Origin of the sequence: Citrobacter werkmanii (genome assembly GCF_008693645.1) — a bacterium.
GTDB classification, from domain to species: domain Bacteria; phylum Pseudomonadota; class Gammaproteobacteria; order Enterobacterales; family Enterobacteriaceae; genus Citrobacter; species Citrobacter werkmanii.
In genome coordinates, this window is the sequence record NZ_CP044101.1 from 3831832 (window position 1) to 3855730 (window position 23899).

Below are 23899 nucleotides of genomic sequence, written 5' to 3' on the forward strand. Positions count from 1 at the left end.
CGTTTTGTGACTTACTGCACTGCCACGATACGGTCGTCGTTCACTTCCAGGCGAATGGCTTTGCCAGGAATCAGCTCCCCAGACAAAATTTGCTGCGCCAGCGGGTTTTCGATCTGTTGCTGGATAGCGCGTTTCAATGGACGCGCGCCATATACCGGATCGTAACCATTCGCACTCAGCAGTTTGAGCGCTTCGTCAGAGATATGGATTTCATAGCCACGCTCTTCCAGACGTTTATACAGACGCTGCAGTTGGATCTGAGCAATAGAAGCAATGTGCTGCTCACCCAACGGATGGAATACCACAACCTCATCTATACGGTTGATAAATTCCGGGCGGAAGTTATGGCTCACAACGCCCAGCACCATATCCTTCATGTGGCTGTAATCGAGCTCGCCAAAACGTTCCTGGATCAGATCGGACCCCAGGTTCGAAGTCATGATGACCACCGTATTACGGAAGTCGACTGTTCTCCCCTGCCCGTCGGTCAGACGACCATCGTCAAGCACCTGCAGCAGAATGTTGAACACATCCGGATGCGCTTTCTCCACTTCATCCAGCAGGATGACGGAGTAAGGACGACGGCGCACTGCTTCAGTGAGATACCCCCCCTCTTCGTAGCCGACATATCCCGGAGGCGCACCGACCAGACGAGACACCGAGTGTTTCTCCATAAACTCGGACATATCGATACGCACCATTGCATCGTCACTGTCGAACATAAAGTTTGCCAGCGCTTTACACAGTTCGGTTTTACCGACACCGGTCGGCCCAAGGAACAGGAATGAACCAATCGGACGGTTCGGGTCAGACAGCCCAGCACGGCTACGGCGAATCGCGTTAGATACCGCTTCAACCGCTTCGTTCTGGCCAATCACACGGCTGTGCAACTCCTGCTCCATACGCAACAGTTTTTCCCGTTCGCCTTCCAGCATGCGGGCAACCGGGATCCCCGTCCAACGCGCCAGCACTTCAGCAATTTCTGCATCGGTCACTTTGTTACGCAACAGACGCATAGTTTTACCTTCCGACTGGGTAGCGGCTTCCAGCTGTTTTTCCAGCTCCGGGATTTTACCGTACTGTAGCTCGGACATCCGCGCCAGGTCGCCCACACGACGCGCCTGCTCGATGGCGATCTTCGCCTGCTCCAGCTCAGCCTTAATCGTCTGAGTACCGGAGAGCGAGGCTTTTTCCGCTTTCCACTCTTCTTCTAACTCGGAATACTGGCGCTCTTTGTCGTCCAGTTCTTCGTTGAGCATATCAAGACGTTTTTTACTCGCCTCATCAGACTCTTTCATTAATGCCTGCTGTTCCAGTTTGAGCTGGATAATACGGCGGTCGAGTCTGTCCAGTTCTTCCGGCTTGGAGTCAATCTGCATACGAATGCTGGATGCCGCTTCATCGATCAGGTCGATGGCTTTATCCGGCAACTGACGGTCGGCAATATAGCGGTGAGACAGCGTCGCTGCCGCAACAATCGCCGGGTCAGTGATCTGCACATGGTGGTGCAGCTCATAACGTTCTTTCAGACCACGCAAAATGGCGATGGTGTCTTCTACTGAAGGTTCAGCCACAAACACTTTCTGGAAACGACGTTCCAGCGCCGCATCTTTTTCGATGTACTGACGATATTCATCGAGCGTGGTTGCGCCTACGCAGTGCAGTTCCCCACGCGCCAGCGCCGGTTTCAGCATGTTACCGGCGTCCATGGCGCCATCGGCTTTACCTGCGCCAACCATGGTATGCAGCTCATCAATAAACAGAATGACGTTGCCTTCTTGTTTAGAGAGATCGTTCAGCACACCTTTTAAACGTTCTTCAAACTCGCCACGATATTTCGCCCCGGCCACCAGCGCGCCCATATCCAGCGCCAGTACGCGGCGGCCTTTTAAGCCTTCCGGCACTTCGCCGTTGATAATACGCTGCGCCAGCCCTTCAACGATGGCGGTTTTACCGACGCCAGGTTCACCAATCAACACCGGGTTATTTTTAGTACGACGTTGCAGCACCTGAATGGTGCGGCGGATTTCTTCATCACGACCGATAACCGGATCGAGCTTGCCCTGTTCGGCGCGTTCGGTCAGATCGACGGTATATTTTTTCAAGGCCTGACGTTGGTCTTCAGCTCCCTGATCATTCACGCTTTCACCTCCACGCATTTGTTCAATTGCCTGAGTGATATTGGCGGTCGTCGCCCCTGCTGATTTTAATAAATCGGTCAGCGTACCGCGTGACTCAAGCACCGCCAGAACGAACAGTTCTGACGAAATAAAGTTGTCCCCTCTTTTTTGCGCCAGCTTGTCGCAAAGATTCAGTACACGCACCAGATCCTGAGAAGGCTGCACATCACCGCCGGTGCCTTCTACCTGCGGCAAGCGGCTCAACGCCTGGTCAATGGCTGTACGTAACTGGCCGGCATTAATGCCAGCAGAGGTTAATAAAGGACGTACCGATCCCCCTTCCTGATTCAGCAAGGCGCTCATTAGATGAAGTGGTTCGATAAATTGATTGTCGTGCCCCAATGCGAGTGACTGGGCATCGGCAAGAGCAAGCTGGAATTTATTAGTAAGACGATCCAGACGCATAACTCCTCCCATAACAGGTCAAAATTGCTACTGGAGATTAAATGAGGTCATCCCTCAATTATTCAAGGTGAATGACCTGAATTATGTGAAAAGAAAATTACACGTACCGGATCGTCTTGATTCTTTAGGTTATATCAGCCAAATAAAACTTGCCATACGACCCGTGGTATTGTCGCGACGATAAGAGAAGAAAGTCTCACTTTCGCTGAAGGTGCACCGGTCACCGCCGTAGAGGTGCGTCACGCCGACATTTGCCAGACGCTGGCGCGCAAGCTGGTAGATATCCGCCAGATATTTGTCTGCGCGCGGTACAAATGCGAGGTCCGCCTGCGGATCATGCGCCATGAACGCTGCGCGGACTTCTGGCCCCACTTCAAACGCGTTCGGGCCAATCGCCGGGCCTAGCCAGGCAATAATGTTTTCAGGTTTGTCGGCAAAACACGCCACCGTCTCTTCCAGCACACCGGCGCATAATCCGCGCCAACCTGCATGGGCCGCCGCGACTTCCGTACCTGCACGATTACAAAATAGTACGGGCAGACAGTCCGCCGTCATCACCGCACACACGGTGCCTGGCGTATTGCTGTATGACGCATCCGCACGTTTGGAGGAGTACGGCTCGCCCGTCAGTTTCAGGACCTCCTTACCGTGGACCTGTTCCAGCCAGACTGGCTTTGAAGGCAGATTGCCCGCAGCAAACAGTCGTTTGCGGTTCTCTTCGACATGCTCCGGGTTATCGCCGCAATGGGCGCCCAGATTCAGCGAATCATAAGGCGGCATACTGATACCGCCAATACGGGTAGAACTACATGCCGCAACACCTTGCGGTAGCGGCCACTGCGGGACAATTAGCTTACTCATAACCAGGCAATATCATCCTTATGTTCTTCGAAATCAGCGCGCATCACTTCAATCAGTTCCACCATATCTTGCGGAATTGGCGCATGCCATTCCATTTCGATACCGGAAATCGGGTGATACAGACGCAGCATGGTCGCGTGCAGCGCCTGACGGTCGAACTTACGCAATACGGAAATAAATTCGTCAGAAGCGCCTTTTGGTGGACGCGGACGACCACCGTAGACCGGATCTCCCACCAGCGGATGAGTGATATGCGCCATGTGCACGCGGATCTGGTGCGTACGTCCGGTTTCCAGACGCAACCGCAGACGCGTGTGCACACGGAAGTGTTCCATAATACGATAGTGCGTCACCGCCGGTTTACCCATCGGGTGTACCGCCATGTGTGTACGCTTGGTCGGGTGACGGCTAATCGGCTCTTCAACGGTTCCGCCCGCTGTCATATGACCAATCGCCACGGCTTCGTACTCACGGGTAATTTCACGCAGCTGTAATGACTCCACCAGACGCGTTTGCGCCGGAACGGTTTTTGCCACCACCATTAATCCGGTCGTGTCTTTGTCCAGACGATGGACGATACCCGCGCGAGGAACATCCGCAATTGGCGGGTAGTAATGCAGCAACGCATTCAATACCGTGCCATCAGGATTGCCTGCGCCCGGATGCACCACGAGGTCACGCGGTTTGTTGATAACAAGAATATCGTCATCTTCATACACGATATCCAGCGGGATATCCTGAGGCTCAAAACGAACCTCTTCGTCAATTTCTGCATTGATGGAGACCTGCTCTCCACCCAACACTTTTTCTTTCGGTTTATCGCAAAGATTGCCATTTACCAGCACGCGCTGGTCGAGGATCCATTCTTTTATGCGCGATCGCGAATAATCAGGGAACAATTCGGCCAAAGCCTGATCTAAGCGTTGACCGAGCTGATTTTCGGAGACTGTTGCGGTGAGTTCTACTCGTTGTGCCATAAACTGCTTCTTTGTTTAACGTTGGGTTTTACGGCTTTGCCGTTTAATATAGTGTGCTATTGTAGCTGGTCTTAACCGGGAGCAGGAACAGAGAATCTCCCGTAAAACATTTTGAGGAAAGTCAAAACGTCATGACGCGCATGAAATATCTGGTGGCAGCAGCCACGTTGAGCCTGTTTTTGGCGGGTTGCTCTGGTTCAAAGGAAGAGGTGCCCGATAATCCGCCAAATGAAATCTACGCGACTGCTCAGCAAAAGCTGCAGGACGGTAACTGGAAACAGGCAATAACGCAATTGGAAGCGTTGGATAACCGTTATCCATTTGGACCGTATTCTCAGCAGGTGCAATTAGATCTCATCTACGCCTACTACAAAAACGCCGATCTGCCACTTGCTCAGGCTGCCATCGATCGTTTTATCCGTCTTAATCCGACACACCCTAACATTGATTATGTCATGTATATGCGTGGCCTGACCAATATGGCGTTGGATGATAGCGCACTGCAAGGATTCTTTGGGGTTGATCGCAGCGATCGCGATCCACAACATGCCCGAGCTGCGTTTAATGACTTTTCCAAGCTGGTACGTGGCTATCCGAACAGCCAGTACACCACTGACGCCACTAAACGTCTGGTGTTCCTGAAAGATCGTCTGGCGAAGTATGAATACTCCGTTGCGGAATATTACACTGCCCGTGGCGCATGGGTGGCGGTGGTAAACCGTGTGGAAGGCATGCTGCGCGACTACCCGGATACCCAGGCAACGCGTGATGCTCTGCCGTTAATGGAAAACGCTTATCGCCAGATGCAAATGAATGCTCAGGCAGAAAAAGTAGCGAAAATCATTGCCGCCAACAGCAGTAACACCTGATTTACCTCAGAATGCAAAACGGCAGCCCCAAGGGCTGCCGTTTTTTTATCCGTTTACGCCATAACTGAAGCGGTTTAGCTCCAACGCATCTCATCAAATATGGCCTGCTTTCTGCTATTCCTCAAGTAAAAAATCGCTTGTTCCTGCGGTGCCTCACAAAAAGGTTTTCTTGACAAAAAGCGACAAAATAATGTGATTTAAATCACACATTTTGACATTAGGAACGGTATGCTGGAATCACCAAGACGGGAAAGACAAGAGGTAAAATTTATGACAATGAACATTACCAGTAAACAAATGGAAATTACTCCGGCAATTCGCCAGCATGTCGCAGACCGTCTCGCCAAACTTGAAAAATGGCAAACTCATCTGATTAATCCACATATCATTCTGTCTAAGGAGCCACAGGGTTTCATTGCTGATGCCACCATCAATACACCGAACGGACATCTGGTCGCCAGCGCAAAACACGAGGATATGTACACCGCAATTAACGATTTGATCAACAAGCTGGAACGGCAGCTCAATAAAGTGCAGCACAAAGGCGAAGCCCGTCGTGCAACAACTTCAGTCAAAGACGCCAACTTCGTCGAAGCAGAAGAAGAGTAGTCCCTTACATTGAGTGTATCGCCAACGCGCCTTCGGGCGCGTTTTTTGTTGACAGGGTGAAAACAGTACGGGTACTTTACTGACGTAGCCAAAGGAAAATTACATGAAACTTACCCCGTTCTTCTTCGCATTCTTTTTTACCTTCCCCTGAATGGGAGGCGTTTCGTCGTGTGATAAAGAATGCGAAGACGAACAATAAGGCCTCCCACAACGGGGGGCCTTTTTTATTGATAACAAGAAAGGCAACACTATGACATCGGAAAACCCATTGCTGGCGCTGCGCGATAAAATCAGTTCGCTGGATGAAAAATTACTGGCCCTACTGGCTGAACGGCGTGGGCTGGCCGTAGAAGTCGGTAAAGCTAAACTGCTTTCACATCGTCCAGTACGTGATATCGACCGCGAACGCGATCTGTTAGACCGGCTGATTCAGCTTGGCAAAGCACATCATCTCGACGCGCACTATATCACCCGCCTGTTCCAACTGATTATCGAAGACTCCGTCCTGACGCAGCAGGCACTGCTCCAGCAACATCTGAACAAAATTAACCCCCATTCCGCGCGCGTCGCATTCCTTGGGCCAAAAGGCTCATACTCACACCTCGCCGCACGTCAGTACGCTGCCCGTCATTTTGAACAATTCATTGAAAGCGGCTGCGCGAAATTTGCCGATATCTTTAATCAGGTCGAAACCGGACAAGCTGACTATGCGGTGGTCCCGATTGAAAACACCAGCTCCGGTGGGATTAACGACGTCTACGACCTGCTGCAGCACACCAGTCTGTCTATCGTTGGCGAGATGACTATTACAATTGACCACTGCGTACTGGTATCCGGCACAACCGATCTCGAGACCATTGATACGGTATACAGCCACCCGCAGCCGTTCCAACAGTGCAGCAAGTTCCTGAGCCGTTACCCACACTGGAAGATTGAGTACACCGAAAGCACCTCAGCGGCGATGGAAAAAGTTGCACAAGCTAACTCACCACGCGTAGCCGCATTGGGGAGCGAAGCCGGAGGCGTACTGTATGGTTTGCAGGTTCTCGAGCATATCGAAGCTAACCAGACACAAAACATCACCCGCTTTGTGGTACTGGCACGCAAGGCTATCAATGTTTCCGACCAGGTTCCGGCGAAAACCACGCTGCTGATGGCAACAGGCCAACAGGCCGGTGCGCTGGTTGAAGCGCTGCTGGTACTGCGCAACCATAATCTGATTATGACTAAACTGGAGTCACGCCCGATTCACGGCAATCCATGGGAAGAGATGTTTTATCTTGATATCCAGGCCAATCTGGAATCCCCCCAAATGCAAAAAGCGTTAAAAGAATTGGGGGAGATTACGCGTTCGATGAAAGTGCTGGGATGTTACCCGAGTGAGAACGTGGTGCCGGTCGATCCGAGTTAACGTGACAATGCCGGATGGCGCTAAGCTTATCCGGCATCTTAGTTAAGGACGGCTGTCATTCGCCTGGCGCAACAAAGTACGGCTTTCGCTCTGGAAGCGTTTCGCATAATCGCCAAACCAGTGCTCCACCTTACGGAAGCTGTCGATAAACGCTTGCTTATCGCCCTGCTCCAGTAAACCAATCGCCTCACCAAAACGTTGATAGTAGCGTTTGATCAGCGCAAGGTTGCTCTCAGACGACATAATGATATCGGCATACAGCTGCGGATCCTGGGCAAACAAGCGTCCAACCATCGCCAGTTCAAGGCGATAAATCGGCGAAGAGAGCGCCAGCAATTGTTCCAGTTGCACGTTTTCTTCCGCCAGGTGCAGACCATAGGCGAAGGTCGCAAAGTGACGCAAGGCCTGAATAAACGCCATATTCTGGTCGTGTTCAACGGCGCTGATCCGATGCAACCGCGCGCCCCAGACCTGAATCTGTTCCAGGAACCACTGATAGGCTTCCGGCTGACGTCCATCACACCAGACAACCACCTGTTTTGCCAGACTGCCGCTGTCCGGACCAAACATGGGATGTAACCCCACCACCGGACCATCGTGCGCTGCCAGCATCGCCTGTAAAGGACCATTTTTCACCGATGCCAAATCGACCAGGATACAGTCAGACGGCAGACGCGGTAATTTAGCGATCACCTGCTCGGTGACGTGGATCGGCACGCTGACGATCACCATGCCTGCATCAGAGACGATCTCCGACGCGCGATCCCAGTCCTGCTGTTCCAGGATCCGCACCTGATAACCTGACAGAGTGAGCATTTTTTCGAAAAGACGCCCCATCTGACCACCGCCGCCGACGATCACTACCGGTCGTAGGGAAGGACAAAGCGTTTTAAATCCTTTGTCATTTTCACTGGAGTAGGACTCGCGCATAACCCGGCGCAGCACATCTTCAATCAGATCCGGCGGTACGCCAAGGGCTTCCGCTTCCGCGCGGCGTGAAGCCAACATAGAGGCCTCCCGCTCCGGCACGTAAATCGGCAGCCCAAAGCGGCTTTTTACTTCACCGACTTCAGCAACCAGCTCCAGGCGGCGTGCCAGCAAATCCAGCAGCGCCTTGTCGACTTCATCAATTTGATCGCGTAATGCGGTCAATTCAGCAACCATAACCAACCTCTTATGCTACACGCGCCGACAGCTGGCCGTTTAAATCCTGGCTAATTTCACGCAGTAGCGCATCCGTCATTTCCCAGCTAATGCATGCATCGGTTACGGACACGCCGTATTTCATTGCGCTGCGCGGCTGTTCGGAAGACTGGTTGCCTTCATGAATATTACTTTCAATCATCAAACCAATGATCGAGCGATTGCCATCTTTGATTTGCGCAATCACGGATTCAGCCACGGCAGGCTGACGGCGGTAATCTTTATTGGAGTTACCATGACTGCAATCTACCATCAGGGAAGGTCTTAGTCCCGCCTGTTCCATCTCTTTTTCGCACTGGGCAACATCTGCCGGGCTGTAGTTCGGCGCTTTGCCGCCACGCAGGATCACATGACCGTCCGGATTGCCCTGAGTTTGCAGCAGCGCTACCTGCCCTGCCTGGTTAATACCGACAAAACGGTGTGACTGCGCCGCGGCACGCATGGCGTTGATCGCGGTTGCCAGGCTACCGTCAGTGCCGTTCTTAAAGCCAACCGGCATCGAAAGACCAGAAGCCATTTCACGGTGAGTCTGTGATTCCGTGGTACGCGCACCGATTGCCGACCAGCTAAACAGATCGCCCAGGTATTGTGGGCTATTAGGATCCAGGGCTTCAGTTGCCAGCGGGAGTCCCATATTTACCAGTTCAAGCAGCAGTTGACGCGCAATTTTCAGTCCAGCTTCAACATCAAAAGAGCCATCCATATGAGGATCGTTAATTAACCCTTTCCAACCAACGGTAGTACGGGGTTTTTCAAAATAGACGCGCATCACCAGGTAGAGGTTATCGCTGACCTCTGCGGCAAGGGCTTTAAATCGACGAGCGTACTCAATTGCCATTTCAGGATCGTGAATGGAGCACGGACCACATACCACCAGCAGACGCGGATCGCGACCGGAGATAATATCTGAAATGGTTTTACGCGACTGGGAGATTTGCGCCTCTTGTGCCTGGCTCAGCGGAAATTCAGCTTTCAGCTGTTCCGGAGTCATCAGAACCTGTTCGTCGGTAATATGTACGTTGTTCAGCGCGTCTTTTTGCATGATGGTGATCCTGTTTAGCTCGTTTGCGATAGTTGATCCTCAGCGAGGAGGAAATAACGATATCACAACGGGTAAAGATTTCAATCCATAATCCGTAAATTTTAATTTACATCGCGCTATTAAGCACTAAATAAAGCCTATCTGAGTGTACATTTAAATTTACATCATCCTGATATCAGATCCACTATGCTTAAAAAAACGCGGGAGCACAGGCTATGAAGCAACTCATCAGCACCTTATTAATACTACTTCTTAGCGGATGTCAGATAGACCCCTATACTCACGCCCCTACCTGGACTGGCACCGACTGGTACGATGCCGGGATACGCGATGCCATTTCAGGCTATGCGGTTAAAGATAATGAAATTCTTGCCGACAATTACAATGATCCAGAAGTCGATCGTACGGAATATCTTAAGGGTTACGCCGAGGGACAACGTAAAACCTGCCAGCAGGATTTTGTTTACGCCAGGGGTCTGGCCGGGAAAACCTTTCCCCCAAGTTGCGATACTGTCGAAAATGTTGACCAGTTACACAACGCCTGGCAAAAAGGGGCAAACGAAGGTAATGCCGCTATAAGACTAAATTAAACAATAACTTATATTTTATATGCACATAAGATTTAACTTAAATTATCCATAGCTTTATACCCGGAATAATGACGACTTAGGAAAATAATGTTATTTTGTCTCAAACAATCTTGAGTGTATTTCGACGCTTTACGGCAACCGCTGGTAGGTAACTATTCATGAGCTATTCTTACCGACTCATACTTCTACTGGCACTGCTCCTGACCGGATTACCGCTGTACGCCCAGAGCGTTACGGAAGAAGCAAAATCTGTACGCGCGATGGTTTCCGGCATCGTCAGTTATACACACTGGCCTGCACTTTCCGGGCCACCAAAACTGTGTATTTTCTCTTCATCGCGTTTTTCCAGTGTACTGGGAGATACCAGTACTGGTGCTTTACCCTATCTTCCCGTCATCATTCGTACGGAACAAGAAATATTAGTTTCGCAGTGTGATGGTTTTTATTTTGGAAAAGAATCCCCTGGTTATCAGGTGGAATTAAAGAATAAATATCCGACAAAGGCACTGTTATTAATCGCTGAACAGAATCCCGAATGCGTTATTGGCAGTGCCTTTTGCCTCATAATTAAAGATGAAGATGTGAGATTTTCCGTAAATATGGATTCCCTTTCACGCAGTGGCGTAAGGGTCAGTCCAGACGTATTGATGCTTGCACGGAATAAAAAGCATGGATAAGGGCCATTCTCCCATAACACGCCCGACGTTTAAGCGGACATTACGGCGTATCAGCATAATCAGCGTCCTGGTCACCATGACGTTGATCTGGCTACTGCTTAGCATTTCCTCCGTGCTGGCATTAAGACAGTATGCGCAAAAGAACCTGGACCTGACCGCAGCCACGATGACTCGTACACTTGAAGCTGCATTAGTCTTTTCTGACAGTGTTGCGGCAACAGAAACTCTGGCGGCGCTAGGGCAACAAGGGCAGTTTTCCGTAGCGGAAGTGCGTAATAAAAAGCAGAACGTGATCGCCACCTGGCGCTATGACGCGCAGGACACCACTGAAAAGATCAGCGGTTTGATCAGCCACTGGCTGTTTCCGCAACCGGTCACACAGCCCATTTTGCATAATGGCAATGTTATTGGTGAAGTGCGCCTGACTGCCCGCGATAGCGTGATCAGCCATTTCATTTATTTGTCGCTGGCCGTTCTTACCGGATGCATTCTGTTGGCATCAGGCATTGCATTAATGCTCACTCGCTATTTGCACAATGGCGTAGTAGAAGCCCTGCAAAATATCACCGAGGTGGTACATGATGTCCGTACCAACCGTAACTTTTCACGACGTGTTTCAGAAGAACGTATCGAAGAATTTCATCTTTTTGCTCAGGATTTTAATAGCCTGCTGGACGAAATGGAGGAATGGCAACTTCGGTTGCAGGCAAAGAACGCTCAGCTTTTGCGTACCGCGTTACATGATCCTCTGACAGGACTGGCAAATCGCGCCGCATTTCGCAGCAGCATTAACGCCCTGATGAACGACGATGCTGCCCGCAGCAGTTCTGCATTGCTATTCCTTGATGGTGATAATTTTAAATTTATTAACGATACCTGGGGCCACGCAGCGGGCGACCGTGTCCTGATTGAAGTTGCAAAAAGGCTGTCCGAGTTTGGAGGTGATCGACATCACCCCTACAGGCTTGGCGGCGATGAGTTTGCCATGGTGCTGTATAGCGTTCACTCAGAATACGAAGTTCAGCGTATCTGTGCCGCACTGTCACAAGCGTTTAACCGACCTTTTGACCTGCACAATGGTCATCTGGCAAGCATGACACTCAGCATTGGCTTTGCGCTGACGTGGGAACATGCCTCTGCCGAAAAATTACAAGAACTTGCCGATCAAAATATGTATCAGGCCAAACATTTGCGTTCTGAACGCATTATTAAATAAGGAATTACACACATGTTAAAACGTCTATTTTCACCGTTTTTTCTGCTTTTACTGATTGTGGCAGGCTGTCAGGCACCTCAGGGAAAATTTACCCCAGAGCAAATTGCAGCTATGAAATCGTACGGATTTAGCGAAGTTTCAGGAGACTGGTCTCTTGGCCTGTCTGACAATATCCTGTTTGATAAAAACGACTATAAGCTACGTCCGGAAAGTGAAAAGCAGATTCAGGAAATGGCATCCAAACTGGCTGCTACCGGGCTAAACCATGCTCGTCTGGATGGTCATACGGATAACTACGGCGAAGACAGCTACAACGAGGCTCTGTCGCTCAAACGCGCGAATGTCGTGGCCGATGCCTGGGCACAAGGCGCTAATATTCCCCGTACCAATCTGACCACCCAGGGACTCGGGAAGAAATACCCTATCGCCAGTAACCAGACCTCTAAAGGTCGTGCTGAAAACCGCCGTGTCGCGGTCGTCATCGCCACACCGTAATCATCCCCGGCTGACTGTATCCAGAGAGTATGTAAAGTTCCCCGGCAGTCAGTCTGTTCCCATCAGTAAATATCGCGATAAAAAAAGGGCCAGCCTTTCGGCCAGCCCTTTTCTAACAGGATGTCGCTTGCGCGAATCTTAGTTAAGACGCTCTTTGATACGAGCAGACTTACCAGTGCGCTCACGCAGGTAGTACAGTTTAGCTTTACGAACAGCACCACGACGTTTAACAGCAATGCTGTCAACTACCGGAGAGTGAGTCTGGAAGACACGCTCAACGCCTTCGCCGTTGGAAATTTTACGAACAGTGAATGCAGAGTGCAGACCGCGGCTACGAATAGCGATAACCACGCCCTCAAATGCCTGCAGACGTTTTTTGGAACCTTCAACAACCCATACTTTCACTTCCACGGTATCACCCGGACGGAAGGAAGGTACGTCCTGCTTCATCTGTTCTTGTTCAAGTTGCTTAATAATGTTGCTCATAATTTAATCTCTTATCCTGGGTAAACTGATATTGGGGGCTTACGCCTGCCCATCATGTTTATGTTGCTGTTGTGCGTGTTCCTTTTTGAACTCCGCCAGCAACCTTGCTTGCTCTTCAGTCAGAGCCAGGTTTTCCAGAAGTTCAGGTCTTCTAAGCCAGGTCCGGCCCAGCGACTGTTTCAAACGCCAGCGACGTATCTCAGCGTGGTTCCCCGACAGTAACACTGCCGGTACTTCCATCTGCTCTAACACTTCAGGTCGGGTATAGTGTGGACAGTCCAGCAACCCGTCAGCAAACGAATCTTCGATTGCTGATGCTTCATGACCCAGAACCCCCGGAATAAATCGGGAAACGGAATCGATCAGCGTCATTGCCGGTAACTCACCACCGCTGAGGACGTAATCGCCGATTGACCATTCTTCATCAATTTCGGTTTGAATCACGCGCTCATCGATACCTTCATAGCGACCACACACCAGAATCAGCTTTTGATTCGTGGCCAGTTCGCTGACGCCCGCTTGATCAAGCTTGCGTCCCTGAGGTGACAGATAAATCACCTTTGCGCCTTCACCAGCCGCAGCTTTTGCTGCATGAATGGCGTCCCGTAAGGGTTGCACCATCATTAACATCCCCGGTCCGCCGCCGTAAGGACGATCGTCCACGGTACGGTGCCGGTCATGAGTAAAGTCTCGAGGACTCCAGCTCTGGATGTTCAGCAGGCCATTTTTTACTGCCCGGCCAGTTACCCCGTAATCGGTAATTGCGCGGAACATTTCAGGAAACAGGCTAACGATACCTATAAACACAAGCCAATCCCCATAACGCCGACTTTTACCGTTTATCCGGTGGTTTAAAAACCAGGATCCCAATCTACTTCGATAGTACGAGTAGCGAGATCGACTTTCTTGATAACCTGCCCATCGAGGAACGGTACAAGACGTTCCTTGATACCAAACGCATCTTTCAGGTTTGCCTTGATGACAATGACGTCATTCGAACCGGTTTCCATCATATCGACGACTTTACCGAGATCGTAGCCTTCAGTGGTCACTACCTGGCAGCCCATAAGGTCTTTCCAGTAGTAGGAACCATCTTCCAGCGCTGGCAACTGCGAGGAATCCACGACAATTTCGCAATTGGTCAGTAGATTCGCCGAATCACGATCGTCAACGCCTTTCAGCTTGATGATCAGATCCTGATTGTGGTGCTTCCAGCTTTCCAGCTGTACTTGCTGCCACTGACCCGCCTTCTGGATAAACCAGGGCTGATAGTCAAAAATGCTTTCGGCGTCTTCAGTGGAAGAAAACACTCTGAGCCAACCACGAATACCGTAAGAAGACCCCATTTTCCCCAAAACGATGGGTTCCACAGGAGCCTGCGCGGCGAGTTGCTTGCTCATCATGACCACCGTGACAGATTAAGCTGCTTTGTTTGCTGCTTTGATCAGCGTAGCTACGCGATCAGAAATAGTCGCGCCCTGGCCAACCCAGTGAGCGATGCGATCCAGATCCAGGCGAGTGCCTTCTTCTTTTTCGCTAGCGATTGGGTTAAAGAAGCCAACGCGCTCGATGAAGCGACCGTTGCGTGCATTACGGCTGTCGGTGACAACAACCTGGTAGAACGGACGCTTTTTAGCGCCGTGACGAGCTAAACGAATAGTAACCATAACATCCTCTTGTGTGAATAAAACACCGGGCCCCATCGAGGGAAGGGACCCGGTGTCATATTAAAAGCCCGAAAATTTTACTGATTTCTGGGAAAAAAGCAATCAACATGTGATGAAGCTTGATTCCAGGGCGTGACCGTTGCAGCCAGTTTGGCGTCGGCGTGCGCGCAGAAAGCGGAGCGTACACGCAGTACGTGAGCATTTCGAGCACACCCCGGTGCCGAAGTAGCAAGTGAGCCTGGCCGGGAAATTAGCGGCCCGGGAAGCCTGGCGGCATCATCCCCTTCATACTCCGCATCATCTTCGCCATCCCGCCTTTCTTCATTTTCTTCATCATGCGCTGCATGTCGTCGAACTGTTTCAGAAGGCGGTTAACGTCCTGTACCTGCATACCGCAGCCGGTAGCAATGCGGCGTTTACGGGAACCTTTGATGATTTCCGGCTTAGCGCGTTCTTTCATCGTCATCGAGTTGATGATGGCTTCCATACGCACCAGCACTTTATCGTCCATCTGCGATTTCACATTGTCAGGGATCTGACCCATACCCGGCAGTTTGCCCATCAGGCTTGCCATACCGCCCATGTTTTTCATCTGCTTGAGCTGCTCAAGGAAATCGTTGAGATCGAAGCCGTCGCCTTTTTTCAGCTTGCTGGCTAATTTCTCTGCCTGCGCGCGGTCAACTTTGCTTTCGATATCTTCGATCAGCGACAGCACGTCGCCCATGCCGAGAATACGTGAAGCAATACGATCCGGGTGGAACGGCTCCAGCGCTTCGGTTTTCTCGCCGACACCGAGGAATTTAATCGGCTTGCCGGTGATATGACGAATTGAAAGCGCCGCACCGCCACGAGCATCACCATCAACTTTAGTCAGCACCACGCCGGTTAATGGCAGCGCTTCGTTAAAGGCTTTTGCGGTATTGGCGGCATCCTGACCGGTCATCGCATCGACGACAAACAGCGTTTCTACCGGCTTGATAGAAGCGTGGACCTGTTTGATTTCGTCCATCATCGCTTCGTCAACGTGCAGACGACCGGCGGTATCCACCAGCAGCACGTCGTAGAATTTGAGTTTGGCTTCTTTCAGCGCGGCGTTGACGATATCGACCGGTTTTTGACCGACATCCGACGGGAAGAAGTCCACACCAACCTGCTCGGCCAGCGTTTCCAGCTGTTTAATCGCCGCCGGGCGATAAACGTCCGCGGAGACCACCAGCACTTTCTTCTTGTGCTTCTCACGCAGGAATTTCCCCAGCTTACCCACGCTGGTGGTTTTACCTGCCCCCTGCAAGCCCGCCATCAGCACGACGGCAGGCGGCTGAGCAGCCAGATTCAGGGTCTGGTTTTCTTCGCCCATTGCCGCAACCAGCTCGTTACGGACAATCTTGACGAATTCCTGACCCGGCGTCAGGCTTTTGTTAACTTCATGACCAACCGCTTTCTCTTTTACGCGATTGATAAACTCACGCACTACCGGCAGCGCTACGTCAGCCTCCAGCAGCGCCATGCGCACTTCGCGCAGCGTCTCTTTAACGTTGTCTTCAGTAAGGCGTCCACGGCCACTGATATTGCGCAGCGTGCGCGACAAACGATCGGTTAAATTATCAAACATTGTCTCTCGCCTGGGGTGGAAACGGTCGGTCGCGACAGCGACACATCAACAGAAATTTGTCGCAGTATAACATGAAGCCGCCTTTGTTGTTATGCAACGGTTGGAGCAGCGGTCACGTAACGCTATACTGCTTTTCTTTATCACTGGCCAACTGTCGACACCTAATATGCCCGTTTTTGCTCTGCTCGCCCTTGTCGCCTACTCAGTCAGCCTCGCGCTGATTATTCCCGCTCTGCTGCAAAAAAACAGCGGCTGGCGGCGTATGGCTATTCTTTCTGCGGTCGTCGCGCTGGTAAGCCATGCTATCGCCCTGGAAGCGCGTATCCTGCCCGGCGGTGAAAGCGGACAAAACCTGAGCCTGTTGAACGTTGGCTCGCTGGTTAGCCTGATGATCTGCACGGTAATGACTATCGTCGCTTCACGTAACCGTGGCTGGCTATTACTGCCCATTGTCTACGCCTTTGCTCTGATCAACCTCGCCTTCGCGACGTTTATGCCTAACGAGTTCATCACCCATCTCGAAGCGACACCGGGCATGATGATTCACATCGGGCTATCGCTGTTTGCTTACGCCACGCTGATTATCGCCGCGCTGTATGCACTACAGCTGGCCTGGATCGATTATCAATTGAAAAACAAAAAACTGGCGTTCAGTAATGAAATGCCGCCACTGATGAGCATTGAGCGGAAAATGTTTCATATCACCCAGATCGGCGTGGTTCTGCTGACGCTCACTCTGTGTACTGGCCTGTTTTACATGCATAACCTGTTCAGTACTGAAAATATTGATAAAGCCGTTCTTTCTATCGTGGCATGGTTTGTCTATATCGTTCTGTTGTGGGGGCATTACCATGAAGGCTGGCGCGGACGTCGCGTCGTATGGTTTAACGTCGCAGGCGCAGTCATTCTGACGCTGGCCTATTTCGGCAGCCGTATACTGCAGCAGTTCGTGAGTTAAATCTTTAAGGAACCCTACGTGGAACACATCTCCACCACCACGCTCATTGTCACGCTTCTCATCATGGTGGTCATTTCCGCCTATTTTTCCGGTTCTGAAACCGGAATGATGACTCTGAATCGCTATCGTCTGCGGCATCGGGCCAAGCAGGGTAATCGTCAGGCAAAACGCGTTGAAAAGTTACTTCGCAAACCGGATCGCCTGATAAGCCTGGTACTGATCGGTAATAACCTGGTGAATATTCTGGCCTCTGCGCTTGGCACGATTGTCGGTATGCGCCTGTATGGCGATGCCGGCGTCGCCATCGCCACCGGGGTGCTAACGTTTGTGGTGCTGGTTTTTGCCGAAGTACTGCCAAAGACCATTGCCGCGCTGTATCCAGAAAAAGTCGCCTACCCGAGCAGTTTTTTGCTGGCCCCCCTGCAAATCATCATGATGCCGCTGGTCTGGTTGCTTAATACCATCACCCGTCTGCTGATGCGCATGATGGGTATCAAAACGGATATCGTGGTGAGCGGTTCGCTGAGTAAAGATGAACTGCGAACGCTGGTGAATGAATCACGCTCCCAAATCTCACGTCGTAATCAGGATATGCTGCTGTCCGTGCTGGATCTGGAAAAAGTCAGCGTCGATGACATCATGGTGCCGCGCAGTGAAATCATCGGCATTGATATTAACGACGACTGGAAATCAATCGTGCGCCAGCTTTCGCACTCCCCTCACGGTCGTATTGTGCTGTACCGCGACTCACTCGACGATGCCATCAGTATGCTGCGCGTACGCGAAGCCTGGCGATTAATGGCGGAGAAAAAAGAGTTCACCAAAGAGACCATGTTACGCGCGGCTGACGAAATTTATTACGTCCCGGAAGGTACGCCCCTCAGCACCCAGCTCATTAAATTTCAGCGCAATAAGAAGAAAGTGGGTCTGGTGGTCAATGAATATGGCGATATTCAGGGGCTGGTCACGGTCGAAGATATTCTGGAAGAGATTGTCGGCGATTTCACCACGTCAATGTCACCGACGCTTGCCGAAGAGGTGACGCCGCAGAATGATGGCTCAGTGATCATTGACGGCAGCGCCAACGTTCGTGAAATCAATAAGGCGTTTAACTGGCACCTGCCGGAGGATGACGCACGTACCGTGAACGGTATTATTCTTGAAGCGCTGGAAGAGATCCCGGTTGCCGGCACGCGAGTGCGTATTGGGCAGTACGATATCGATATTCTCGACGTGCAGGACAATATGATTAAACAGGTACAAGTGTTGCCGGTTACACCGCTGCGCGAGAGCGTATCGGACCAGTGAGAGGAGTCCGGACCGGGTAGCGCATCAGCATTACCCGGCCCGAGGCTGATTAGCCTTTGGCTTTCGCCACGGAGACCATCGCCGCACGGATGGTACGTCCGTTCAGGGTATAGCCTTTCTGCATGACCATCAGCACATTACCGGCAGCAACGTCGTCAGACTCTACCATTGCAATGGCCTGATGCACGTTCGGGTCCATCGGCACATCGATATCCGCAACCACCTGCACACCAAACTTCGCCACCACATCCAGCATTGACTTACGCGTCAGCTCAATACCTTCAATCATCGGTGCCATCGCATCATTGTCTTTGTCCGCTACTTCCAGCGCACGATCCAGACTGTCCAGCACCGGCAGCAGCTCGTTGACGAATTTTTCCAGCGCAAATTTATGCGCTTTTTCTACGTCCAGTTCGGTACGACGACGCAGGTTTTCCATTTCCGCTTTGATACGCAACACGCTGTCGCGCTCGCGAGTTTCGGCCTCAGCAAGCTGAGCTTCCAGATTCGCAATTTTTTCATCGCGCGGATCCACCTGCTCAGCAGAAGCGTCTGGTTCAACCGCCTCAACTTCTTCATGCTGATCCATGATAATTTCTTCCGGGGCTTGCCCCTCAGGCGTTTTCTGTTCTTTACTACTCATGAATTTCTCCGCGTTTTTTTCGCATTCATCTCGCTAACCTGGATTATTATGGGGATAAGATTCAGGGTTTCAAGGGAAGTACTCACATTGTCACTAATCTTCGTTACAAGGACCTCGAGAAAATGAACAATCATTTCAAGTGTATTGGCATTGTGGGGCATCCACGTCACCCCACTGCACTGACAACACATGAAATGCTCTACCGTTGGCTGTGCACCAAAGGTTATGAGGTTATCGTGGAGCAACAAATCGCTCACGAGCTACAGCTGAAAAATGTGAAAACCGGTACGCTCGCGGAGATTGGCCAGCAGGCAGACCTCGCCGTAGTCGTCGGTGGCGACGGCAATATGCTGGGCGCTGCGCGCACCCTGGCACGTTATGACATCAAGGTTATCGGCATTAACCGTGGTAACCTCGGTTTCCTCACCGACCTCGATCCAGACAATGCCCACCAACAATTAGCCGACGTACTGGAAGGCCACTACATCAGCGAAAAACGCTTTTTACTCGAAGCCCAGGTATGCCAGCAGGATTGCCAGAAGCGCATCAGCACCGCAATCAACGAAGTGGTACTGCATCCAGGCAAAGTGGCGCACATGATTGAGTTCGAAGTGTATATCGATGAAATCTTTGCTTTCTCTCAGCGTTCGGATGGGCTAATTATCTCCACGCCTACCGGCTCTACCGCCTACTCGCTCTCTGCCGGAGGCCCAATTCTGACGCCTTCTTTGGATGCTATTACGCTGGTACCGATGTTCCCGCATACGCTTTCTGCGCGTCCGCTGGTGATCAATAGCAGCAGCACCATTCGCCTGCGCTTTTCTCATCGCCGTAGCGATCTGGAGATCAGCTGCGACAGCCAAATCGCCCTGCCGATACAGGAAGGGGAAGACGTATTGATCCGCCGCTGTGATTATCATCTGAACCTGATACATCCAAAAGATTACAGCTATTTCAATACATTAAGTACAAAACTGGGCTGGTCAAAAAAATTATTCTAATTTAACGCTAACCTCTTTACTGTATAAAAAACCAGTTTATACTGTATGTAATTACAGTTATGGTTTTTCATACAGGAAAACAGCTATGTTGGCACAACTGACCATCAGCAATTTTGCTATCGTTCGTGAACTTGAGATCGATTTCCAGAACGGCATGACCGTCATCACCGGTGAGACAGGTGCGGGTAAGTCCATTGCCATTGATGCTCTCGGTTTGTGCCTGGGCGGGCGCGCAGACGCTGACATGGTGCGCGCAGGCGCTGCGCGAGCCGACCTCTGCGCCCGTTTCGCCTTAAAAGACACCCCGGCAGCTTTGCGCTGGCTGGAAGAGAACCAGCTTGAAGATGGCCGTGAGTGCTTGCTGCGTCGCGTGATCAGCAGCGACGGCCGCTCCCGTGGCTTTATTAACGGTACCGCCGTTCCGCTGTCACAGCTTCGTGAGCTGGGCCAGTTGCTGATTCAAATCCACGGTCAGCACGCGCACCAGCTTCTGACGAAATCCGAACACCAAAAATTCCTGCTTGATGGTTACGCCAATGAAGCATCCCTGACCCAGGAAATGACCGCGCGCTATCAGCTATGGCACCAAAGCTGCCGCGATCTGGCGCATCATCAGCAACAAAGTCAGGAACGCGCAGCACGGGCGGAACTGTTGCAATATCAGCTAAAAGAATTGAACGAATTCAACCCGCAGCCGGGCGAGTTTGAGCAAATTGATGAAGAGTACAAGCGTCTGGCTAACAGCGGGCAATTGCTCACCACCAGCCAGCAGGCGCTGGCTATCCTCGCGGATGGCGAAGACATCAATCTGCAGAGCCAATTGTACACCGCAAAGCACCTGGTCACTGAACTCGCAGGCATGGACGGCAAACTTTCCGGTATCCTGGATATGCTGGAAGAGGCAACCATTCAGCTCAGCGAAGCCAGCGATGAACTGCGCCACTATTGCGATCGTCTGGATTTAGACCCTAACCGTTTGTTCGAACTTGAGCAGCGTATTTCAAAGCAAATCTCGTTGGCACGTAAGCATCACGTCTCCCCGGAAGCGTTGCCGCAGTTCTATCAGTCTTTGTTAGATGAGCAACAGCAACTTGACGATCAGGCCGACTCGCTCGAAACCTTAACCCTGGCGGTGAGCAATCACCACCAGCAGGCGCTGGAAACAGCAAAAAGGTTGCACCAACAGCGCCAGCATTATGCAGAGGAACTGGGACAATTCATTACCGAGAGTATGCATACCCTTTCGATGCCGCATGGTCTCTTTTGCATTGATGTAAAATTTGATGAGCATCATCTGAGCGCGGACGGAGCCGATCGCGTGGAGTTTAAAGTTACCACTAACCCGGGTCAGCCGTTACAGCCGATCGCGAAAGTTGCTTCTGGCGGCGAGCTGTCGCGCATCGCTCTGGCTATTCAGGTTATTACCGCACGTAAAATGGAAACCCCGGCGCTGATTTTCGATGAGGTTGATGTGGGCATCAGCGGTCCGACGGCTGCGGTCGTGGGCAAAATGCTGCGTCAGTTGGGGGAATCAACCCAGGTTATGTGCGTAACTCACCTGCCGCAGGTTGCTGGTTGTGGTCATCAACATTTCTATGTCAGCAAGGAAACTGACGGCGCAATGACGGAAACACACATGCAGCCGCTTGATAAACGCGCGCGTCTGCAGGAGTTAGCCCGCTTACTTGGCGGAAGCGAAGTCACGCGCAATACCCTCGCAAACGCAAAAGAACTGCTGGCGGCATAAACTTTTTTCCCTTGTGAAGGTCTGAGTTCAACATAAAATCGCCGACCGACCCGACAGCAAAAGGTTTTAAAGTGGTGAAAGGTCTATTATCATCGGCATATTACATATGAGCCGCGTACTGCTCGGGCCCGAAAAGGAATCAAATCACTATGCGCTGTAAAACGCTGACTGCTGCTGCAGCAGTACTACTGATGTTGACTGCAGGCTGTTCCACTCTGGAGCGAGTGGTTTACCGTCCTGACATCAACCAGGGAAATTATCTGACACCGACCGATGTCGCCAAAGTGCGTACAGGCATGACGCAACAGCAGGTTGCTTATGCTCTGGGTACCCCGATGATGTCCGATCCTTTTGGCACAAACACCTGGTTCTATGTGTTCCGTCAGCAACCTGGACATGAAGGCGTAACTCAGCAAACGCTGACGCTGACCTTTAACAGCAGCGGCGTATTGACCAACATTGATAACAAACCTGCCCTAACCGACAACAAGTAGGTTTGAGAGATCAAAAAAAGGTGCTCAATGAGCACCTTTTTTATTGTCTGTTATTTTTTAGCGGATTTCTCTGCTCGCTGCCTGCGCAGCTCTTTGGGATCGGCAATCAGCGGCCGATAAATTTCCACCCGATCGCCGTCATGCAGAACATCAGCAAGCTTTACCGGACGGCTGTAGATGCCCACTTTATTTTTGCTGAGATCGATATCATTACGCAATTCCAGCAGCCCGGAAGCGCGGATAGCCTCTTCCACCGTTGCGCCCTGCTGCAGCGTTACGCGCTGTAAATACTGTTTTTCGGGCAGCGCATATGCCACTTCAACGACAATTTTAGCCGACGCTGACACTGTAAACCTCTTTCGCGCGAACCGTGAAAGCCTGCACCATATTCGAAGCCAGCTCTTTAAAGATGCGGCCAAACGCCAGCTCGATGAGTTTATTCGTGAACTCGAAATCGAGATGAAACTCAATGCGACACGCGTCCTGGCTTAACGGCGTAAACTTCCAGCCGCCAATCAGTTTTTTAAACGGTCCATCGACCAGATGCATCAGGATGCTCTGGTTACTGGTCAGTTGGTTACGCGTGGTGAACGTTTTGCTAATCCCTGCTTTGGAGACATCCACTGCGGCCGTCATTTGTCCCGGAGTCGACTCCAGTACGCGGCTACCGGTGCACCCCGGTAAAAACTGGGGATAGGATTTAACATCATTCACTAACTGATACATCTGCTCCGCACTGTAAGGTACTAAAGCGGTCCGGCTAATCTGAGGCATAACAATTTCCATCAATATCAATCACACAAATAATACCATTTATCACTCGCTAAAAAAAACGCTATAGCCCAACTCGTGCTAAGATAGCGCCTTGCGCCCCGCTGGATGAAATGGGGTGTTTTTCGATTCCAGATTACCTATACTGAGCGGCATTATGACGAAGAAAAAAGCACACAAACCTGGCTCAGCCACAATCGCGCTTAACAAACGCGCACGACACGAATACTTTATCGAAGAAGAGTTCGAAGCAGGACTCGCTCTGCAGGGCTGGGAAGTCAAATCCTTGCGCGCAGGTAAAGCTAACATCGGCGATAGCTACGTTATACTCAAAGACGGCGAAGCGTTCCTGTTTGGCGCCAACTTCACACCGATGGCCGTTGCCTCAACACACGTGGTATGCGATCCCACCCGTACCCGTAAGCTACTGTTAAACCAGCGCGAACTCGACTCTTTGTATGGTCGTATGAATCGGGATGGTTATACCGTAGTAGCACTGTCGCTGTACTGGAAGAACGCCTGGTGTAAAGTAAAAATTGGCGTCGCTAAAGGTAAGAAACAACACGACAAGCGCTCCGACGTGAAAGAACGCGAATGGCAGGTGGATAAAGCACGTATTATGAAAAATGCCGGGCGATAACCTTCTTTTCTCTGTGGCCAGTCTATCACCATGATGA

Annotated in this window: 27 protein-coding genes and 1 other annotated feature; of the genes, 14 read left to right on the forward strand and 13 right to left on the reverse strand. The window is 51.2% G+C overall.

Annotated features, from left to right (window positions below):
* Positions 1 to 11: 11 nt before the first annotated feature.
* The 3 genes from clpB to rluD all read right to left on the reverse strand — a co-directional run bounded on the left by clpB (position 12) and on the right by rluD (position 4423).
* Complete coding sequence (gene clpB, locus FOB24_RS19035) at positions 12 to 2585, reverse strand: ATP-dependent chaperone ClpB (RefSeq protein ID WP_150345320.1); 2574 nt, start codon at positions 2583 to 2585, stop codon at positions 12 to 14.
* A gap of 129 nt (positions 2586 to 2714) precedes the next feature.
* On the reverse strand, positions 2715 to 3446 hold the full coding sequence (gene yfiH, locus FOB24_RS19040; RefSeq protein WP_085048919.1) for a purine nucleoside phosphorylase YfiH: 732 nt from the start codon (positions 3444 to 3446) through the stop codon (positions 2715 to 2717).
* Complete coding sequence (gene rluD, locus FOB24_RS19045) at positions 3443 to 4423, reverse strand: 23S rRNA pseudouridine(1911/1915/1917) synthase RluD (protein ID WP_038642740.1); 981 nt, start codon at positions 4421 to 4423, stop codon at positions 3443 to 3445. The genes yfiH and rluD overlap by 4 nt, the downstream gene beginning before the upstream one ends.
* Before the next feature lie 131 nt (positions 4424 to 4554).
* Here rluD and bamD point away from each other — a divergent pair, with 131 nt between their 5' ends.
* The 4 genes from bamD to pheA all read left to right on the forward strand — a co-directional run bounded on the left by bamD (position 4555) and on the right by pheA (position 7312).
* Complete coding sequence (gene bamD / locus FOB24_RS19050) at positions 4555 to 5292, forward strand: outer membrane protein assembly factor BamD (protein WP_005130417.1); 738 nt, start codon at positions 4555 to 4557, stop codon at positions 5290 to 5292.
* Positions 5293 to 5562: 270 nt separating this feature from the next.
* Complete coding sequence (gene raiA / locus FOB24_RS19055; RefSeq protein ID WP_003031244.1) at positions 5563 to 5901, forward strand: ribosome-associated translation inhibitor RaiA; 339 nt, start codon at positions 5563 to 5565, stop codon at positions 5899 to 5901.
* 102 nt (positions 5902 to 6003) lie between these two features.
* Positions 6004 to 6129: a sequence feature (Phe leader region), on the forward strand.
* Entirely contained in the window at positions 6005 to 6052 is a 48-nt protein-coding gene (pheL, locus tag FOB24_RS19060; protein ID WP_100249759.1) for a pheA operon leader peptide PheL, read from the forward strand. It overlaps the preceding feature by 48 nt.
* Positions 6130 to 6151: 22 nt before the next feature.
* Entirely contained in the window at positions 6152 to 7312 is a 1161-nt protein-coding gene (gene pheA / locus FOB24_RS19065) for a bifunctional chorismate mutase/prephenate dehydratase (RefSeq protein WP_038642743.1), read from the forward strand.
* Between the two features lie 42 nt (positions 7313 to 7354).
* Here pheA and tyrA read toward each other — a convergent pair whose 3' ends face one another.
* Together tyrA and aroF are read right to left on the reverse strand one after the other, a co-directional pair.
* Positions 7355 to 8476 carry a bifunctional chorismate mutase/prephenate dehydrogenase gene (gene tyrA, locus FOB24_RS19070; RefSeq protein ID WP_038642745.1) on the reverse strand — a complete coding sequence of 374 codons (1122 nt, stop codon included), beginning with the start codon at positions 8474 to 8476 and terminating at the stop codon, positions 7355 to 7357.
* A gap of 10 nt (positions 8477 to 8486) precedes the next feature.
* Entirely contained in the window at positions 8487 to 9557 is a 1071-nt protein-coding gene (aroF, locus tag FOB24_RS19075) for a 3-deoxy-7-phosphoheptulonate synthase AroF (RefSeq protein WP_150345321.1), read from the reverse strand.
* Between the two features lie 215 nt (positions 9558 to 9772).
* Here aroF and FOB24_RS19080 point away from each other — a divergent pair, with 215 nt between their 5' ends.
* From FOB24_RS19080 to FOB24_RS19095, 4 genes are all read left to right on the forward strand, one after another.
* A complete protein-coding gene (locus FOB24_RS19080; protein ID WP_038642749.1) occupies positions 9773 to 10147 on the forward strand; it encodes a DUF2799 domain-containing protein in 375 nt (124 codons plus the stop codon).
* A gap of 158 nt (positions 10148 to 10305) precedes the next feature.
* Positions 10306 to 10824, forward strand: a complete 519-nt coding sequence (locus tag FOB24_RS19085) for a YfiR family protein (protein ID WP_038642751.1) — start codon at positions 10306 to 10308, stop codon at positions 10822 to 10824.
* Positions 10817 to 12040 (forward strand): diguanylate cyclase DgcN, encoded by a 1224-nt coding sequence (gene dgcN, locus FOB24_RS19090; RefSeq protein ID WP_121529417.1) that lies wholly within the window; start codon positions 10817 to 10819, stop codon positions 12038 to 12040. The genes FOB24_RS19085 and dgcN overlap by 8 nt, the downstream gene beginning before the upstream one ends.
* 12 nt (positions 12041 to 12052) lie before the next feature.
* Positions 12053 to 12535: an OmpA family protein gene (locus FOB24_RS19095; protein WP_038642755.1), complete on the forward strand. Its 483-nt coding sequence runs from the start codon at positions 12053 to 12055 to the stop codon at positions 12533 to 12535.
* Positions 12536 to 12673: 138 nt separating this feature from the next.
* Here the strand turns inward: FOB24_RS19095 and rplS are convergent, their stop codons facing one another.
* The 5 genes from rplS to ffh all read right to left on the reverse strand — a co-directional run bounded on the left by rplS (position 12674) and on the right by ffh (position 16300).
* Positions 12674 to 13021 (reverse strand): 50S ribosomal protein L19, encoded by a 348-nt coding sequence (rplS, locus tag FOB24_RS19100; protein ID WP_006687325.1) that lies wholly within the window; start codon positions 13019 to 13021, stop codon positions 12674 to 12676.
* Between the two features lie 39 nt (positions 13022 to 13060).
* On the reverse strand, positions 13061 to 13828 hold the full coding sequence (gene trmD / locus FOB24_RS19105; protein WP_003031232.1) for a tRNA (guanosine(37)-N1)-methyltransferase TrmD: 768 nt from the start codon (positions 13826 to 13828) through the stop codon (positions 13061 to 13063).
* Between the two features lie 44 nt (positions 13829 to 13872).
* Positions 13873 to 14421: a ribosome maturation factor RimM gene (gene rimM, locus FOB24_RS19110; RefSeq protein WP_003031230.1), complete on the reverse strand. Its 549-nt coding sequence runs from the start codon at positions 14419 to 14421 to the stop codon at positions 13873 to 13875.
* Between the two features lie 18 nt (positions 14422 to 14439).
* Complete coding sequence (rpsP, locus tag FOB24_RS19115) at positions 14440 to 14688, reverse strand: 30S ribosomal protein S16 (protein ID WP_003031228.1); 249 nt, start codon at positions 14686 to 14688, stop codon at positions 14440 to 14442.
* Between the two features lie 250 nt (positions 14689 to 14938).
* On the reverse strand, positions 14939 to 16300 hold the full coding sequence (gene ffh, locus FOB24_RS19120) for a signal recognition particle protein (RefSeq protein WP_006687321.1): 1362 nt from the start codon (positions 16298 to 16300) through the stop codon (positions 14939 to 14941).
* A gap of 166 nt (positions 16301 to 16466) precedes the next feature.
* Here ffh and FOB24_RS19125 point away from each other — a divergent pair, with 166 nt between their 5' ends.
* Both FOB24_RS19125 and FOB24_RS19130 read left to right on the forward strand, forming a co-directional pair.
* The gene (locus FOB24_RS19125; RefSeq protein WP_042313291.1) at positions 16467 to 17258 is read left to right on the forward strand and encodes a cytochrome C assembly family protein; all 792 of its coding nucleotides are present in this window, start codon (positions 16467 to 16469) and stop codon (positions 17256 to 17258) included.
* Between the two features lie 18 nt (positions 17259 to 17276).
* Positions 17277 to 18566, forward strand: coding sequence for an HlyC/CorC family transporter (locus tag FOB24_RS19130; protein ID WP_038642758.1), 1290 nt, complete (start codon positions 17277 to 17279; stop codon positions 18564 to 18566).
* A 49-nt stretch (positions 18567 to 18615) separates the two neighbouring features.
* On the opposite strand, the gene grpE is transcribed toward FOB24_RS19130, so the two are convergent.
* Positions 18616 to 19209, reverse strand: a complete 594-nt coding sequence (gene grpE, locus FOB24_RS19135) for a nucleotide exchange factor GrpE (RefSeq protein ID WP_038642760.1) — start codon at positions 19207 to 19209, stop codon at positions 18616 to 18618.
* 122 nt (positions 19210 to 19331) lie between these two features.
* On the opposite strand from grpE, the gene nadK reads away from it, so the two are divergent.
* From nadK to bamE, 3 genes are all read left to right on the forward strand, one after another.
* Positions 19332 to 20210, forward strand: coding sequence for an NAD(+) kinase (gene nadK / locus FOB24_RS19140; RefSeq protein ID WP_038642764.1), 879 nt, complete (start codon positions 19332 to 19334; stop codon positions 20208 to 20210).
* 85 nt (positions 20211 to 20295) lie between these two features.
* Positions 20296 to 21957, forward strand: coding sequence for a DNA repair protein RecN (recN, locus tag FOB24_RS19145; RefSeq protein ID WP_087856188.1), 1662 nt, complete (start codon positions 20296 to 20298; stop codon positions 21955 to 21957).
* Positions 21958 to 22106: 149 nt separating this feature from the next.
* Positions 22107 to 22451 carry an outer membrane protein assembly factor BamE gene (gene bamE, locus FOB24_RS19150; RefSeq protein WP_003826401.1) on the forward strand — a complete coding sequence of 115 codons (345 nt, stop codon included), beginning with the start codon at positions 22107 to 22109 and terminating at the stop codon, positions 22449 to 22451.
* A gap of 50 nt (positions 22452 to 22501) precedes the next feature.
* Here bamE and FOB24_RS19155 read toward each other — a convergent pair whose 3' ends face one another.
* On the reverse strand, positions 22502 to 22798 hold the full coding sequence (locus tag FOB24_RS19155) for an RnfH family protein (RefSeq protein WP_038642768.1): 297 nt from the start codon (positions 22796 to 22798) through the stop codon (positions 22502 to 22504).
* Positions 22782 to 23225, reverse strand: coding sequence for a type II toxin-antitoxin system toxin RatA (gene ratA / locus FOB24_RS19160; protein ID WP_038642770.1), 444 nt, complete (start codon positions 23223 to 23225; stop codon positions 22782 to 22784). Before ratA ends, FOB24_RS19155 begins: the two co-directional genes overlap by 17 nt.
* Before the next feature lie 154 nt (positions 23226 to 23379).
* On the opposite strand from ratA, the gene smpB reads away from it, so the two are divergent.
* Positions 23380 to 23862 carry an SsrA-binding protein SmpB gene (gene smpB, locus FOB24_RS19165; protein ID WP_043017973.1) on the forward strand — a complete coding sequence of 161 codons (483 nt, stop codon included), beginning with the start codon at positions 23380 to 23382 and terminating at the stop codon, positions 23860 to 23862.
* Positions 23863 to 23899 lie beyond the last annotated feature (37 nt).